Annotated in this window: 15 protein-coding genes; 10 read left to right on the forward strand and 5 right to left on the reverse strand. The window is 68.3% G+C overall.

Annotation, left to right across the window (positions count from 1 at the left end):
- Nucleotides 1–66: 66 nt before the first annotated feature.
- From FHR56_RS09120 to FHR56_RS09130, 3 genes are all read right to left on the reverse strand, one after another.
- Complete coding sequence (locus tag FHR56_RS09120; RefSeq protein WP_160947744.1) at nucleotides 67–261, reverse strand: hypothetical protein; 195 nt, start codon at nucleotides 259–261, stop codon at nucleotides 67–69.
- A gap of 68 nt (nucleotides 262–329) precedes the next feature.
- Entirely contained in the window at nucleotides 330–2,516 is a 2,187-nt protein-coding gene (locus FHR56_RS09125; RefSeq protein ID WP_160947745.1) for a peptidase domain-containing ABC transporter, read from the reverse strand.
- Complete coding sequence (locus tag FHR56_RS09130; RefSeq protein WP_160947746.1) at nucleotides 2,509–3,783, reverse strand: HlyD family efflux transporter periplasmic adaptor subunit; 1,275 nt, start codon at nucleotides 3,781–3,783, stop codon at nucleotides 2,509–2,511. Before FHR56_RS09130 ends, FHR56_RS09125 begins: the two co-directional genes overlap by 8 nt.
- A 311-nt stretch (nucleotides 3,784–4,094) precedes the next feature.
- On the opposite strand from FHR56_RS09130, the gene FHR56_RS09135 reads away from it, so the two are divergent.
- The 10 genes from FHR56_RS09135 (at nucleotide 4,095) to FHR56_RS09180 (ending at nucleotide 12,836) form a co-directional block, all read left to right on the forward strand.
- The gene (locus tag FHR56_RS09135; RefSeq protein ID WP_160947747.1) at nucleotides 4,095–4,472 is read left to right on the forward strand and encodes an RAQPRD family integrative conjugative element protein; all 378 of its coding nucleotides are present in this window, start codon (nucleotides 4,095–4,097) and stop codon (nucleotides 4,470–4,472) included.
- A complete protein-coding gene (locus FHR56_RS09140) occupies nucleotides 4,469–4,711 on the forward strand; it encodes a TIGR03758 family integrating conjugative element protein (RefSeq protein ID WP_160947748.1) in 243 nt (80 codons plus the stop codon). The genes FHR56_RS09135 and FHR56_RS09140 overlap by 4 nt, the downstream gene beginning before the upstream one ends.
- Nucleotides 4,712–4,743: 32 nt before the next feature.
- Nucleotides 4,744–5,112: a TIGR03745 family integrating conjugative element membrane protein gene (locus tag FHR56_RS09145; protein WP_160947749.1), complete on the forward strand. Its 369-nt coding sequence runs from the start codon at nucleotides 4,744–4,746 to the stop codon at nucleotides 5,110–5,112.
- Between the two features lie 10 nt (nucleotides 5,113–5,122).
- Entirely contained in the window at nucleotides 5,123–5,572 is a 450-nt protein-coding gene (locus FHR56_RS09150) for a TIGR03750 family conjugal transfer protein (RefSeq protein WP_160947750.1), read from the forward strand.
- A complete protein-coding gene (locus FHR56_RS09155; RefSeq protein ID WP_160947751.1) occupies nucleotides 5,569–6,264 on the forward strand; it encodes a PFL_4703 family integrating conjugative element protein in 696 nt (231 codons plus the stop codon). The genes FHR56_RS09150 and FHR56_RS09155 overlap by 4 nt, the downstream gene beginning before the upstream one ends.
- Entirely contained in the window at nucleotides 6,261–7,265 is a 1,005-nt protein-coding gene (locus FHR56_RS09160) for a TIGR03749 family integrating conjugative element protein (RefSeq protein ID WP_160947752.1), read from the forward strand. The genes FHR56_RS09155 and FHR56_RS09160 overlap by 4 nt, the downstream gene beginning before the upstream one ends.
- Nucleotides 7,255–8,730 carry a TIGR03752 family integrating conjugative element protein gene (locus FHR56_RS09165; protein WP_160947753.1) on the forward strand — a complete coding sequence of 492 codons (1,476 nt, stop codon included), beginning with the start codon at nucleotides 7,255–7,257 and terminating at the stop codon, nucleotides 8,728–8,730. The genes FHR56_RS09160 and FHR56_RS09165 overlap by 11 nt, the downstream gene beginning before the upstream one ends.
- Before the next feature lie 7 nt (nucleotides 8,731–8,737).
- Nucleotides 8,738–9,175 carry a TIGR03751 family conjugal transfer lipoprotein gene (locus FHR56_RS09170; RefSeq protein ID WP_160947793.1) on the forward strand — a complete coding sequence of 146 codons (438 nt, stop codon included), beginning with the start codon at nucleotides 8,738–8,740 and terminating at the stop codon, nucleotides 9,173–9,175.
- A gap of 77 nt (nucleotides 9,176–9,252) precedes the next feature.
- A complete protein-coding gene (locus tag FHR56_RS09175) occupies nucleotides 9,253–12,111 on the forward strand; it encodes a conjugative transfer ATPase (protein WP_160947794.1) in 2,859 nt (952 codons plus the stop codon).
- Between the two features lie 14 nt (nucleotides 12,112–12,125).
- Nucleotides 12,126–12,836 carry a thioredoxin domain-containing protein gene (locus tag FHR56_RS09180; RefSeq protein ID WP_160947754.1) on the forward strand — a complete coding sequence of 237 codons (711 nt, stop codon included), beginning with the start codon at nucleotides 12,126–12,128 and terminating at the stop codon, nucleotides 12,834–12,836.
- On the opposite strand, the gene FHR56_RS09185 is transcribed toward FHR56_RS09180, so the two are convergent.
- Together FHR56_RS09185 and FHR56_RS09190 are read right to left on the reverse strand one after the other, a co-directional pair.
- Nucleotides 12,763–13,647 (reverse strand): AP2/ERF family transcription factor, encoded by an 885-nt coding sequence (locus tag FHR56_RS09185; protein WP_160947755.1) that lies wholly within the window; start codon nucleotides 13,645–13,647, stop codon nucleotides 12,763–12,765. The genes FHR56_RS09180 and FHR56_RS09185 overlap by 74 nt on opposite strands.
- 31 nt (nucleotides 13,648–13,678) lie before the next feature.
- Nucleotides 13,679–14,170, reverse strand: a complete 492-nt coding sequence (locus FHR56_RS09190) for a DUF4189 domain-containing protein (protein WP_343160766.1) — start codon at nucleotides 14,168–14,170, stop codon at nucleotides 13,679–13,681.
- Between the last annotated feature and the right edge of the window lie 6 nt (nucleotides 14,171–14,176).

Raw genomic sequence — 14,176 nt, forward strand, 5'->3', positions numbered from 1 at the left:
GCCCGTTCCGAGAAACGGAGGGCCCAGCGGACTGGACCCTCCGACCATCAGCCTTTCAGCCGCGCATCAGCGGTCGCTGCGCGAGTTGCCCGTGCCGTTGCTGGGGGTACCCACGGTGACCTTGGTGCGGTTCTTCTTCTTGCCGTCGCCGTCATCGCCGTCGTCGTCTTCGCCGCCGGAGACCTGCGAGATCTCCTGGCTGCTCAGCTCGCGCGCATGCACGTAGCCCATCACCCGCTTGCTGTTGTCGTCGTTCTGCATTTTCCTGCTCCGTAGGAACAAACATGGTGGCAGCGAAGGCCGCACTGCCGTCGGCATCCAGGATGGGTTCACCCTGAAATTTCTGTGGATCGGTGTCGCACCGCTTCCAGCTTGACTCCGCCTTCGCCCGGGCGATCGCTGATGACGCACCCGCCGCGCAGGGTCACCACCCGGTCCGCGCTGGCGATCGTGTCGGGGCGGTGCGCGATGATGATTCGGGTGATTTCGAGGCGCGCGATCTCGATGTTGATGCGGCGCTCGCAGTCCATGTCCAGGTGGCTGGTGGCCTCGTCCAGAACCAGAATCCGCGGCTTCTTGTAGAGCGCCCTCGCGAGCAGGATGCGCTGCTTCTGGCCACCGGACAGCGACGATCCCATGTCGCCCACGAACGATTCATAGCCCATCGGCATGGCCTCGATCTCCGCATCGATCTGGGCCAGACGCGCAGCCGCGACCACGTCTTCCAGGCGCGCCGCTTCATCGAAGAAGGAGATGTTGTCGGCGATCGACCCCGCGAAGAGCGCGTCGTCCTGCATCACGGTGCCGATCAGGCTGCGGTAGTCGTTCAGGCCGTGGTGGCGAATATCCACTCCGTTGACTTCCACCCTGCCACTGGTGGGCTCCAGCAGCCCGAGCATCACCTTTGCCAGGGTGCTCTTGCCGCAGCCGCTGGTGCCAACGATGCACAGCGAAGCGCCGGCCTCGACCTCCATGTCCACCCCGCTCAACACCAGCGGCTCGCCCTCGGCGTAGCGGAAGCTGACATCCTTGACCGCCAGGCGCGGGCGAACAACCCGCTCTCCGCTGCGCGCCGTAGTCGCGTTCCGCTCGGGCAGCGCCAGGGCGATGTCCGCGATGCGCTCACCATGCAGGCGCAGCATCCTCAGTTCGACCAGCTTGTCGACCAGGCCGCCCATCTTGGTGGAGAACTGGTCCGCATATGCGACGAACGCGACCACCATTCCCGCCGTGAACCTTCCCTGCATCGTCAGATACGCCCCGCAGGCGATCAGCGATGCGCGCAGAAGGCCGAACAGGCACTGGCTGACCACTCCGAACGACAGCGCGATGCGCTGGACTACCAGATCGCGGCCCGCCATCTCCATGGTGGCATTTGCGAGACGCGCACTGCGGTCGGCCTGCTTGTTCGCCAGCTTGATGGCCTGCACCCCGCGCACGGACTCCATCAGCACCGTCTGCTGCTTTGCGCCGTAGACCAGTTGCTCCTCGGTCGTACGCCAGAGCGTGCGGTACATCGCCCAGCGCAGCAGGACGTAGATCGCGAATACGCCCAGGACGAAGCCGGTGAGCGGCAGGCTGTAGAAGCACAGAATGACCAGCGCGAGCGTTCCCATCGCGCCGTCCAGCATGGCCTCCACGAAGCTGCCCGTGAGCGTGGCCTGGATCGAATGGATCGACGAGAACCGGGACACCACATCGCCCATGTGGCGCTTCTCGAAGTATTCCAGCGGCAGCTTCATGAGGTGGCTGAAGAGGTTGCCGGTCCACTGCGCGCTCAGCGACGCGCCAAGCCAGCTCAGCAGCCATGCCCGCGCCAGCGTCAGGCCGGCCTGGATCGCGATCACCAGCATGAACCCCAGGGTCATGACCAGAAGGAGGTTGCGATCGGAGCCCACGAGCACCTGGTCCAGCACCCACTGCATCTGGAATGGCAGGGTGAGCGCCAGCACTTCGATGCCCAGCGCCAAGCCCAGGACTTGAACGAGAGAACGCTTCCAGCCGGAGACGCGCCCCGTGAGAAATCGCAGCGGCACGGGCTTCATGCGCTTCGTCGTCTCGAAATCCTCGCCCGGGATCAGCTCCAGGATGATGCCGGTGAAATGCTTCCCGGCCTCTGCCATGTCCATCCGCACCTTGCCGCGCGCCGGGTCGTGGATCTCGATACCCTTGGCCGTCACCTTGCTCAGCACCACGAAGTGGTTGAGATTCCAGTGCAGGATGCAAGGGGTCGCGGCATCGCGCAGATACGGCATTTCCGCGCGCAGCGCCCGCGTCGCGAAGCCCAGGGAGTGGGCGATATGCATCACACGCGACAGCGTCGCACCCTTGAGCGAGGTACTGAACCGCCTGCGCATACCGGCCAGATCGGCGTGATGGCCGTGGTAGCCCGCGACCATCGTCAGGCACGCCAGCGCGCACTCCGCGGCCTCCGTCTGCATCACCACGGGAAGCCGGCTCGCCGCGCGCCAGTCCGCCCACCGCCATGGCACGCTTCCCCAGGCTGCCTCAGCCATGCTCGCGGTCCTCAAAGGAGCGGCGCTTGAGGCCGTAGAGTGGATCGAAGAGCCACTCGAAGAGCCGGCGGCGATCGAGCAGGATGTCCGCGTCGAGCGTCATGCCGGGCCGCAAGGCCTCGGGCCTTCCGTACACCTGCACGTGCTGGTTCTCCAGATGCACCAGCACCCGGTAGCTCGACTCCTTGATGTCCTTGCCTGTGGCCTTGTTCGCCTCGGACGGCGACAACGAACTGCGCGACACCTGCTGCACTCGACCGATGTACTGGCCGAACTTCTGGTAGGGATAGGCGCGGTACCGGATGACGACCTCTTCGCCCTTGCGAATGAAGCCGACGGCCTGCGTCGGAACCCAAAGCTCCGCCTGCAACGTCGATGCCGCCGGGAGTACTGCCACCATGGGCTGTTCAGCCACGACGGATTGGCCGGCATAGATGGGGGCACTGGTCACCGTACCGTCCACCGGAGATTTCAGAAGCGCTGCATGCTGAGCGGCGTTCTTCGCGATGAGCTGCGCCACATCGGACAGTTCGCGCTCGGTCTCGTTGGTCCGGCCAGCGACGGTGTCCGGCAACTGATCGGCCTGCGCCTGCAGTTCGCTCAGTTGCTGGTGCAGCTGAAATCCCTGCCGGCGCAGGTCCATCAGTTGTGCCTGGTGCTGCAGTGCCTGATCGTGCTGCGTCAGGATCTGCTGCTTGCTGACGACGCCCGAATCCTGGTACTTCGACCATTGTTCGTAGAGCGCCATGGCATCCTTCGCCCGCTGGGCCTGCAGCGCGGCCTGGTCATCCACCTGCCTGATCTGCGCCTGCAGCAGCCCGATCCGCTGCCGGATGTCCCGGCGCTGCATGCCCGCCAACCGGTCCTGGCCGGAGAGATCGTCCAACAGCTTCTCGCGCTTGAAGGCCAGTTGCTCCGACACAGCGACGCCGACATCACCCTTCGATGCACTGCTTTGCGTTTCGGACACTTCCAGCAGCGGCTGGCCCGCCCGCACGCGGTCGCCCTCGCGCACGAAGACGCGGGTGACGGAGCCTGTCGCGGGCGCCGCCACCGTGAGCAATCCGTCGCTCGGCACCAGGGTCCCGCTGACCGGCTCGCGGCGGGTGTACTGGCCGAAGGCGAGCAGCAGCGCGATCGCGATGACCGCGCACACACTGAACCCCATGAAGGCCCATCCAATCCGTGGGGACCGCAGGGATATGGAACCGACCAGCGAGCTGCGCCTGTTCTCATAGACCTCGTTGCGGAACAAGCTGGAGCTCACACCATCGTCCTCGCGGTAGCTGTTCCCAGTCGATGCGCCCAAGGCCATCTGCGGGCAATGATGTCAGCCTGCTTCTGCCGTTCCTATTGGGAAAATTACGAGAGCCGGCACTGCTCGGAAGAGACGGTTTTTCCTGGGTGAAAGTCCTCCCCGCTCTGGGTGAAATCCCCTCTTGAATTGCCGCTACTCTTGGGCGTGCGCGTCACCTTCTCAGCGAAATGCGGTCGCAGCCGTAGCCGCATTGATTGAAGCGCCTGTGCGCCCGCCTGCGCAGCATCGAGTCTCCCCACAGCACAGCAAGGAGACTCGACATGACCCCGCGTGCCACGGCCAGCCACGCCGCATCCCCTCGCCTCCCCCTGTCCGGCGTGCTGGCCATGGCACTCCTCTTCGGCGCGGCGTCCGCCCATGCCGACACCGCCCTCGAACGCGAGCGGCTGGCAGGCGCACAGCGCCTGCTCGATCAGGCGGACCGGCTCGCCGCCATGGCGGCTCCCGCAGCGGCCGCCGAGCCGTCCCGATACCACTTCGACTACGCGCGCCTGCACGACGACGTGCGCCGAATGCAGGCGGGCTTCGCCAGCTACCTGGTCCCGGTGCGCGCGCAGCCGCGCGACCCGTCAGCGCTGGCGGGCGAATACACGCGCGAGAGCGCCCCGAGGCCGGCGCCTGCGGAGCCGCGGCGATGACCGCGAGCGCGGACCAGCTCGCGGCCTTCCAGGCCAACGGCGGGTTCCCGGCCTCGGCCGTCGCCGATGTCGTGCTCGGCTTCGTGTTCGCCGTACTGCTGCTGTGGGGCGTGTGGGCCATGCGCGCCGCCTACGCCGGCTGGGCCGAGCAGCGCCTGTCGCAACGCCAATTCGTCGCGGTGATCGTCCGCTTCCTCGCGCTCTACCTAGTGCTGACCTTCCTGCTGCTTTCCCGCTGATCCCGATCAACCCGATGAACCGAGGAACTGCCATGCAAGCATCCACCCTCCCCCGACGCCGCGCCTCGCGCGCCGCGCCCATCCTGGCGACCGCCGTCCTGCTGCCGATCGCAGCACCAGCGTTCGCGGCCGGCCTGCCCACGATGGAAGACCCGTCCCGCGGCGCTGGCAAAGGCATCCTGCAGACGCTGCAGAACTACGGCTACGACATCGTGCTATTGGTCGCGCTGCTCGTCGTGGCCTCCATGTTCGTCGGCGTCTGCTACCACGCCTACACCCGCTATTCGGAAATCCACACCGGCCGCGCCACCTGGGGCGCCTTCGGCCTGACGGTGGCGGTGGGCGCGATGCTGCTGGTCGTGGGCATCTGGCTGCTCACCAAGGCCACGGCCATCCTGTAGCAGCGTGCCCATGGCTGCCCAGGACACGACACGCGACGGTCTCGTCGCCTTCCTCCCGCACCGGCTCAACCGCCAGCCCGTGGTGGTGCGCGGCCTCACCGCCGACGAACTCTGGGTCTGCGCCGGCGCATCCGCCGCCGCCGGCCTGGCCGCAGGATTGCCGCTGGCGTGGCTCACGCGCAGCATCGCCATGGTGCCCACGATGATCGTGGCGGGCATCGCCGCGGGCGTTTTCATCGGGGGCGGCATCCTGCGGCGCCAGAAGCGCGGCCGGCCCGACACCTGGCTGTACCGCCAGATGCAGTGGCGGCTGGCCCTGCGCCATCCGCTGTGGGCCGCGCGCCTGGGCGGCCAGGGGCTGGTCACGCGCTCCGGCTGCTGGACCACACGCCGCACGGCACCTGTGCGCCGCCTGCGTGGCCGCCACCCACGCCACGTACATCCCCGGGGCCGGCCATGAGCCGCTTCCGCAACGAGGTGGCGCACCTCCAGGCCCACGTCGCCACCCTGCGCCGGGTGGGCGCGGCACTGTTCGCGCTGGCGTTGCTGCTGGCGCTGGGCTGGGCGAATGCGCCGCGCCACCTGACCATCCACGTGCCGCCCGACCTGCGATCGGGCAGCACGCGCAAGTGGTGGGACGTGCCGCCCGAGAACGTGTACGCGTTCGCGTACTACATCTTCCAGCAGATCAATCGCTGGCCCACGAACGGCGAGGAAGACTACCCCCGCAACCTGCGCGCCTTGTCCGCCTACCTCACCCCATCCTGCCAGGCACTGCTGCAGCAGGACTACGAGACGCGCCGCAACAACGGCGAGTTGCGCCAGCGCGTGCGTGGCATCTACGAGATCCCGGGCCGCAGCTACGGCGAAGACCCCGCGACGCGCGTCAAGGTCCTGTCCGAGCGCGACTGGATCGTGACGCTCGACGTCAGCGCGGACGAGTACTACGGCGGCGAGCAGGTGAAGCGGGCGCTCGTGCGCTACCCGCTCAAGGTGGTCCGCCTCGACGTCGATCCCGAGCGGAACCCGTTCGGCCTGGCCCTCGACTGCTACAGCGGCACTCCGCAGCGCATCACGCCCCCCGCGCCAGCGCCCGCCGCACCCGGCTCCCCATCCCCGCCCGCCGCGCCATTGCCTGGAAGCACGCCATGATCCGATCCATTCCCTTCGCCCTGCGCGCGCTCGCGCTGGGCGCCACGCTCTGGCTGGGCGGCGCGCCCGCAGCCCATGCGCTGCAGATCCTGCGCTGGGAGCGCATGCCCCTGGCGGTACCCCTGCGCGTCGGAGAAGAGCGCGTAGTCTTCATCGATCGGAACGTGCGCGTGGGGGTGCCCACCGCCATCGCCGATCGGCTGCGCGTGCAGAGCGCGGGCGGCGCGATCTACCTGCGCGCGAGCGAGGCGATCGAGCCGACCCGGTTGCAGTTGCAGGACGCGGACAGTGGCGCGCTGATCCTGATCGATATCGCCACCGAAGCGCCCAAGGAAGGCCAGGCGCCGCTGGAGCCGGTGCGCATTGTCGAAGGCGACACGGCGAACCCGCGCTACGGCGCCCGCGACGGGGCAGCGGACACCGACACGGGTAGCGGCGAACAACACACCGACACGCATGCGTCCGGCCCCACCGAGCGCGAGACACGCGCGCGCCACGAGACCCCGTTCGCCGTGGTGCTCACCCGCTATGCCGCGCAGAGCCTCTACGCTCCCTTGCGCACGGTGGAACCTGCGCGGGGCGTGTCGCAGGCGAACCTGCGCCGTGGCCTGAACCTGGACGCCCTCGCGCCTTCGCTGCCCGTGCGTGCGCAGGCCCTGGCCGCCTGGCGCATGGAGGACCAGTGGGTGACCGCGGTCCGCCTGACCAATACCTCGCCGCGCTGGGTGGATCTCGACCCCCGCGTGCTGATCGGCGACTTCGTCGCCGCGACGTTCCAGCACCCGGGCCTGGGACCGGCCGGCGACACCACGGATACCACCGTGCTCTACCTCGTCACGCGCGGCCGCGGGCTGAGCGATGCGCTGCTACCGCGCATCAGCCAGATCGATGCCGCGCAGAACCTGCCGCCGCCCCCGGCGGCCGCCGCCGCAGTGACGGAGGCCACAGCGACCACGCCCGCCACACCGCAACAGCCATCGGGAGCCGCCCATGAAAAGTAACGGCCTGCTCAAGTGGCTGATGATCCCGGTGGTCGCGCTGCTGGTCTTTCTCGGCATCCATCTCACCTCCGGGCGCTCGGACAAGTCCGCCGCAGGCAGCGGCACCGCGCAGCTCACGCCCGAGGAAATGAAGGCCCTGGGCATCGACGGCGACACCCCGCGCGACACCGTGGCCACCCTGGTCGCGCAGGTCAAGCAACTGCGCGGCGAACTGCAGACCGCGGTCGGCGAGAACAAGGACCAGCGGGCCGAGAACGAGCGGCTTCGCCAGCGCGACAACTCCATCGACCAGCGCATCCAGACCGCCATCGAGGGCGAGCGCAAGCGCCAGCAGCAGGAGCATGACCAGGTTGCCGGTGACAAGCAGCAGACCCAGAGCATGCTGCAGGATCTGCAGCACAAGCTGGACCAGCTCGGGGCGAAGGGCGGCTCGGCCGACCTGCCGGTCGGGCTCGGGCTGGAGGACGGCGACGGCAAGGGCTTCGGCACCTCCGGCGCCTCTGGCGTGCGGTGGGTGGAACCCGACGATGCGCGGCCCGACGCAGGAAAGACCGCGCCCGGCGGCACCGGCAAGGCCGATCGCTTTCCCATGCACTTCGGTCCCGCCGATGGCGGCGCGGGCGGCGGCACAGCATCCGCCACGCCAGCCGGCACCTCGCCCACCACTGAGGCCAAGCCCTCCAAGCCCGTCTACACCCTGCCCACGAATGCCACGCTCATGGGTTCCGTCGCGATGACGGCCCTAATAGGCCGCGTGCCGATCGACGGCACGGTGAACGATCCCTATCCCTTCAAAGTCTTGATCGGCCCCGACAACCTGACGGCCAACGGCATCGACCTGCCGGAGGTGGCGGGCGCCGTGGTCAGCGGCACCGCCTCCGGTGACTGGACGCTCTCGTGCGTGCGCGGCCAGATCCGCTCGGTCACCTTCGTCTTTCGCGACGGCACCATCCGCACGGTCCCGGACGACAAGGCCCAGGGCGGCGCCGGCAGCAACCGCGGCGGCTCGGGCAACGGCAATACCGCCGACGGCCAGGGCCCCATCCTGGGCGGCCTCGGCTGGATCAGCGATCCGCACGGCATCCCCTGCGTCAGCGGCGAGCGGCGCAGCAATGCGCAGCAGTACCTCGGGTCGCAGGCCCTCATCACCGCCGCGGGCGCCGGCGCGGCGTCGCTCATAAAGAGCGACAGCGGCAGTGTCGCCGTGGTGAGCAACGGCAACGGCTCGCTGGGCACCGTCGGCATCTCGGGCAACGAGGCCATGGGCCGCATCCTCGCGGGCGGTGTGCAGGAGATGTCGCAGTGGGTGAACAAGCTTTACGGCCAGGCCTTTGCCGCGGTTTACGTGCCACCCGGCGCCCAGGTCGCCGTCCACCTCGAACAACCCCTGCAGATCGACTACGACGCCCTGGGCCGCAAGGTCCGCCACACCACTGGAGGACCCCATGCAACCGACCTGGACTGAGCGCCGCATGCCGCTGCGCTGCCTGCTCGTCACCATCGCCCTGCTGCTGCCCGGCTGCGCCACGCACAAGGACGACCTGCTGTCGCATGGCGACCGCACGATGCGGGACATCTGGGACCAGGAGACCGGCGGCACCGGAGCGCCCGCCGCCCAGGTCGGAGGCGCGGCGGCACGCCAGTTGCTCGATGCGCGACAGGTCCTGCGTCGCCCGCTGACGGCGACCGACGTCCAGGCCATCCCCGTCGAGAACGCGGCCTACAGCCGCACCGCCCAGAACGAGATCTACCGCCAGTTCCGCCGCCTGCCCAACCCCGACCTGGTGATGTACGTGTTCCCGCACCTGGCCGGCACCGATCCCGTCCCCGTGCCGGGCTACAGCACGGTGTTCCCGCTGTACCAGCGCGTGCAGTACGCCATGCCCGGCGAACGTGTGGAGGACTACTGATGCCGCGGCGGCCGCGCTGGCGCTGGTCCGAGCGCGCCGCGGGTGCGCTGCATCGGCTGCGCAGCGGTGTCGCCGCAATGGGCTCTTCCGCTCCGGACCACCCGGGCGCAGAGCCACAGGATGCATGGGAAACCCACATCTCCCGGCTCGCCGAGAACGGCATTCCGGCGCCAGGCGCCCACGCGCACCCGCCCGGCACGCCACGCGCCACCGAAGACGACGAGCATGCCCTCTACGGCGTTGCCCCCTCTTTCGTGGACATGCTTCCGTGGGCCGAATACCTGCCTGACTCGCGCAGCATGCTGCTCGACGACGGCATGTCCGTGGCCGCGTTCTTCGAGCTCGTGCCCATCGGCACGGAGGGCCGCGAGATGGCATGGCTGTGGCAGGCGCGCGATGCGCTGGAGAACGCGCTGCAGGACGCCTTCGACGAGCTGGACGACCACCCCTGGGTGGTGCAGCTCTATGCGCAGGACGAGGCCAGCTGGGACCGCTACCTGCGCGGCCTGGACGCCTACGTGCAGCCGCGTGCGCGCGGCACGGCGTTCACCACCTTCTACCAACGCTTCTTCGCCCACCACCTACGCGCCATCGCCAAGCCCGGCGGCCTGTTCGAGGACACAGCCGTCACCCGGCTGCCCTGGCGCGGGCAGGCGCGCCGCGTGCGCATGGTGGTCTACCGGCGGATAAACGACACCGCCAGCCTGCGCCGGGGCCTCTCGCCCGAGCAGGCGCTGAGCACCATCTGCGACCGCCTGCAGGGCGGCCTGGCCAACGCCGGCGTGAGGGCGGAACGCCTGGGCGCCCCGGACGTCCATGCCTGGCTCCTGCGCTGGTTCAATCCCCAGCCGAGAATGCTCGGCGATACCGCGCTGCACCGGGAACGCTTCTACGACCTGACGCGCTATCCCGACGTAGCCGAGGAAGGCGAGATCGAACTCGCAAGCGGCACCGATTTCGCACAGCGCCTGTTCTTCGGTCCGCCGCGCTCCGACGTGGACAACGGCCTCTGGTGGTTCGACGGCATGCCCCACCGCGCCGTGGTGATGGACCGCCTGCGCAACGCACCGGGCACGGGCCACCTCACCGGCGAGACGCGCAAGGGCGACACGATCAATGCCCTGTTCGACCAGATGCCGGAGGACACGGTGATGTGCCTCACGCTGGTTGCCACGCCGCAGGACGTGCTCGAATCCCATTTGAACCACCTCGCGCGCAAAGCCGTGGGCGAGACGCTGGCCTCCGAGCAGACGCGCCGTGACGTGCAGGAGGCGCGCGGCCTCATCGGCAGCGCGCACAAGCTCTACCGCGGTGCCCTCGCCTTCTACCTGCGCGGGCAGGATCTCGCGCAACTGGACGAACGCGGCGTGCAACTTGCCAACGTGATGCTGGGCGCCGGCCTGCAGCCGGTGCGCGAGGACGACGAGGTCGCCCCCCTCAACACCTACCTGCGCTGGCTGCCCTGCGTGTTCGACCCGGCGAAGGACACGCGGCAGTGGTACACGCAGCTGATGTTCGTGCAGCACGCGGCCAACCTCGCCCCCGTATGGGGGCGCAGCCGCGGCACGGGCCATCCCGGCATCACGCTGTTCAACCGCGGCGGCGACACGATCACCTTCGATCCGCTCAACCGGCTGGACCGGCAGATGAACGCCCATCTGTTCCTGTTCGGGCCGACCGGTTCGGGCAAGAGCGCCACCCTCAACAACCTCCTCAACCAGGTGACGGCGATGTATCGCCCCCGCCTGTTCATCGTCGAAGCGGGCAACTCCTTCGGGCTATTCGGCGACTTCGCCGCCCGTCTCGGCCTCACGGTGAACCGCGTGCGTCTCGCCCCGGGCGCTGGCGTCAGCCTCGCCCCGTTCGCCGATGCGCGGCGCCTGGTGGACACGCCCAGCCAGGTCCGCACCTTGGACGCAGACGCCCTCGATGAAACGCCCGATGCCGGCGGCGCCGCTCCCGACGGCGACGAGCAGCGCGACGTGCTCGGCGAGCTGGAGATCACCGCACGCCTGATGATTACCGGCGGCGAGGACAAGGAAGAGGCGCGGATGACGCGCGCCGACCGCAGCCTGATACGGCAGTGCATCCTCGATGCCGCTCGCCGCTGCACGGCAGCGAGCCGTACCGTGCTGACGCGGGACGTGCGTGACGCGCTGCGCGAACGGGCCGGCGACACCAATCTGCCCGACATGCGCCGCGCCCGGCTGCTGGAAATGGCGGACGCCATGGACATGTTCTGCCAGGGCGCCGACGGGGAGATGTTCGACCGCGCCGGCACGCCGTGGCCCGAGGCCGACATCACCATCGTGGACCTCGCCACGTATGCGCGCGAGGGCTACAACGCGCAGTTGTCCGTCGCCTACATCTCGCTCATCAACACCGTCAACAACATCGCGGAGCGCGACCAGTTCCTCGGCCGCCCCATCATCAACGTCACCGACGAGGGCCACATCATCACCAAGAACCCACTGCTCGCGCCCTACGTCGTGAAGATCACCAAGATGTGGCGCAAGCTCGGCGCCTGGTTCTGGCTCGCGACGCAAAACCTGGACGACCTGCCCAAGGCCGCGGAGCCCATGCTCAACATGATCGAGTGGTGGATCTGCCTGTCCATGCCGCCGGACGAGGTGGAGAAGATCGCCCGTTTCCGCGAGCTCAACCCCGCACAGAAGGCGCTGATGCTCTCGGCCCGCAAGGAAGCGGGCAAGTTCACCGAGGGCGTCATCCTCTCCAAATCGATGGAGCTGCTCTTCCGGGCCGTGCCGCCCAGCCTGTACCTGGCGATGGCCATGACCGAACCCGAAGAAAAAGCGGAACGCTTCTCGCTGATGCAGCAGCACGGCATCAACGAGCTCGACGCCGCCATCCTGGTCGCGGAGCGCATCGATCGCGCACGCGGCATTGAGCCGCTGCCACACCACGCCCTCGGCTGAAAGAGAGTCCACCCATGCAACCCACCGTCACCCGCCTCGAGCGCTGGCGCACAGCGCTCTCCCAGGTCGAATGGCCGATCGCCACCGCGGCCGTTCTGATGGCGGCAGCGCTCGCGCTCGCCATCTGGCCGGAGGATCCACAGGTAGCATCCTCCGAAGCTCGCCCATCCCAACCCATGCCGCCCCTGCCCCCAGGGCCGCCCTGGACACGCGGCCGATCGGATGCGCGTTTCACGATCACTGTCTATGCTGACCTGGAATGCCCGTACTGCCGGGACTACGTTCCCGAGCTCGTGCGCTGGATCGACGCCACACCGGACGTCAACCTGCAGTGGCATCACCTCCCGCTGCAGGCCCACGAGCCGGCGGCCAGCCAGGAGGCCCGGCTCGCCGAATGCGCCGGCAAGGAGCGCGGTCACGCAGGCTTCTGGCAGGCGGTGGACTGGATCTACGCGCACACGCGCGCCGAGAGCCGCGCTGTGCCGGACGGCACCCTCTACCCGGGCATGACGCCCAAGATACAGGCTTGCGCGAGCGGCGAAGAGTCGAAGACCAGCGTCAGCCAGCAAGCACAGCAGGCCGCTGCAGACGGCATCACCGGGACGCCGACGCTGCGGCTGCGGGACCGCAAAAGCGGCAAGGAATTGCGCCTCACCGGAGCGGTGCCTGCCGATGCGCTGATGTCCGCGCTCGACTTGCTGGCATCGCCGGCGCCGGCGCGCTGACCGCCGGCGAGGAGCCGCCCGAAGGGCTGCCAACGCTCGACCGCCGAGCACGGCGGGGCGCTGCCTCGGGAGGATGCGCAAGCCATTTCCGGCGTTGCTCATAGGCCAGTTGCCGCGCCTCTACCTCTCCATACTCGGACACCGCGAATTGCTTGCGCCGGACGCCACCCATGGGCACGTCGCATTCGGCTATCCAGTAGTCGCGGCGGACCTCGGTACCGTCACGCCGCGTCCACTTGAGCTCCATGCGATACACCCGCTTTTCCGGCGAGGGCTCTCGCCTGGACGCCTGAGCCGGCCGCGTATTTCGCCTGGGCGTGGCGGGCGCAACGATCTCGGATGGAGTCTGCCCATCCGGTACGGCGTCCGGGTGATGCACGAACCAGCCGTCGAGCAGCTGGAGCAATTCAAGCCGCGCTTTGATGGCCCGCTCCCGCGCCTGGTCCTCGCCGTACTTCGTCACGGCGAAGGTCCTCCTGCGCGACTTTCCGTTCGGCAGCGACACCATCGCGCACCACCGCGCAAAGCCGTTCTCCTCCCTGCGCACCACGCCAGGTACGCCAGACGTGTTGTTGGAACGGACGATCGTGGCGAAGTCGCGCCGGCTCGTGGCCGGGAACTCCTTGAGCAGTTGGTCACGATAAGCGATGGCTGCGGCTTTCGCCGCCTCCACATCACCGTACGTAGCAACACGAAATTCCTTGGCAAAGTGCTCCCCCCGGCGGACGATGGATACCGCCCAGCGCAGCAACCTTCCACGTTCGTACCTCGGGGTCAGCCCATAGATCTTCGGGGGCTTGGGATCTGCCATGACAACACCCAGAGGCGCATGCAAGGCGCTCTCAGAACTTTCTGAAAATTGGGTCCGAGCATTCGGAAACCTTCACTGCGCACTCGCCCTTTCCCAGCGCTGCGCACTTGGCCTTGCCCAGGCGCACAGACTCTTCGATCGTCGGGCCGGTCATGAATACACCGCCAGCGCCCTGTGTTGGATGCACGAGCGAGACGCACTGGTTCCGGTAGGTGATCTGCACCTTGCACTCCCCGGGTCCAGCGCTTCTGCAGTTCTCCAGCGCCTTGTTGCGCGCGGCCTCTTCCGACAGTTGCTGCGAGCTCACCCCACCATTGCCGCTGGGCGAGGTGGCAATGGCTCCCCATGTTTTGATCCACTCGCCCGTCGGCCGGGGCGGCGCCTCCGGTCCACCATCAGGGCTCGGGCCGCAGCGTGCGCTACCAGGCGCAACCCCCGAAGGGCACGCCGTCTGCGCAGAGGCCCCGGACAATAGGAGCAACGAGGAGGCCAGAAAACAGGCCAACTTTAAGTACTTCATCATCTATGC

Origin of the sequence: Xanthomonas sp. F10 (assembly GCF_014206815.1) — a bacterium.
GTDB lineage: Bacteria > Pseudomonadota > Gammaproteobacteria > Xanthomonadales > Xanthomonadaceae > Xanthomonas_A > Xanthomonas_A indica.

Excerpts from the sequence above, each read along its gene's own strand:
- FHR56_RS09120 (WP_160947744.1), bottom strand. The coding sequence starts at position 261 with ATGCAGAACGACGACAACAGCAAGCGGGTGATGGGCTACGTGCATGCG.
- FHR56_RS09125 (WP_160947745.1), bottom strand. The coding sequence starts at position 2,516 with ATGGCTGAGGCAGCCTGGGGAAGCGTGCCATGGCGGTGGGCGGACTGG.
- FHR56_RS09135 (WP_160947747.1), top strand. The coding sequence starts at position 4,095 with ATGACCCCGCGTGCCACGGCCAGCCACGCCGCATCCCCTCGCCTCCCC.
- FHR56_RS09140 (WP_160947748.1), top strand. The coding sequence starts at position 4,469 with ATGACCGCGAGCGCGGACCAGCTCGCGGCCTTCCAGGCCAACGGCGGG.
- FHR56_RS09145 (WP_160947749.1), top strand. The coding sequence starts at position 4,744 with ATGCAAGCATCCACCCTCCCCCGACGCCGCGCCTCGCGCGCCGCGCCC.
- FHR56_RS09150 (WP_160947750.1), top strand. The coding sequence starts at position 5,123 with ATGGCTGCCCAGGACACGACACGCGACGGTCTCGTCGCCTTCCTCCCG.
- FHR56_RS09155 (WP_160947751.1), top strand. The coding sequence starts at position 5,569 with ATGAGCCGCTTCCGCAACGAGGTGGCGCACCTCCAGGCCCACGTCGCC.
- FHR56_RS09160 (WP_160947752.1), top strand. The coding sequence starts at position 6,261 with ATGATCCGATCCATTCCCTTCGCCCTGCGCGCGCTCGCGCTGGGCGCC.
- FHR56_RS09165 (WP_160947753.1), top strand. The coding sequence starts at position 7,255 with ATGAAAAGTAACGGCCTGCTCAAGTGGCTGATGATCCCGGTGGTCGCG.
- FHR56_RS09170 (WP_160947793.1), top strand. The coding sequence starts at position 8,738 with ATGCCGCTGCGCTGCCTGCTCGTCACCATCGCCCTGCTGCTGCCCGGC.
- FHR56_RS09175 (WP_160947794.1), top strand. The coding sequence starts at position 9,253 with ATGGGCTCTTCCGCTCCGGACCACCCGGGCGCAGAGCCACAGGATGCA.
- FHR56_RS09180 (WP_160947754.1), top strand. The coding sequence starts at position 12,126 with ATGCAACCCACCGTCACCCGCCTCGAGCGCTGGCGCACAGCGCTCTCC.
- FHR56_RS09185 (WP_160947755.1), bottom strand. The coding sequence starts at position 13,647 with ATGGCAGATCCCAAGCCCCCGAAGATCTATGGGCTGACCCCGAGGTAC.
- FHR56_RS09190 (WP_343160766.1), bottom strand. The coding sequence starts at position 14,170 with ATGATGAAGTACTTAAAGTTGGCCTGTTTTCTGGCCTCCTCGTTGCTC.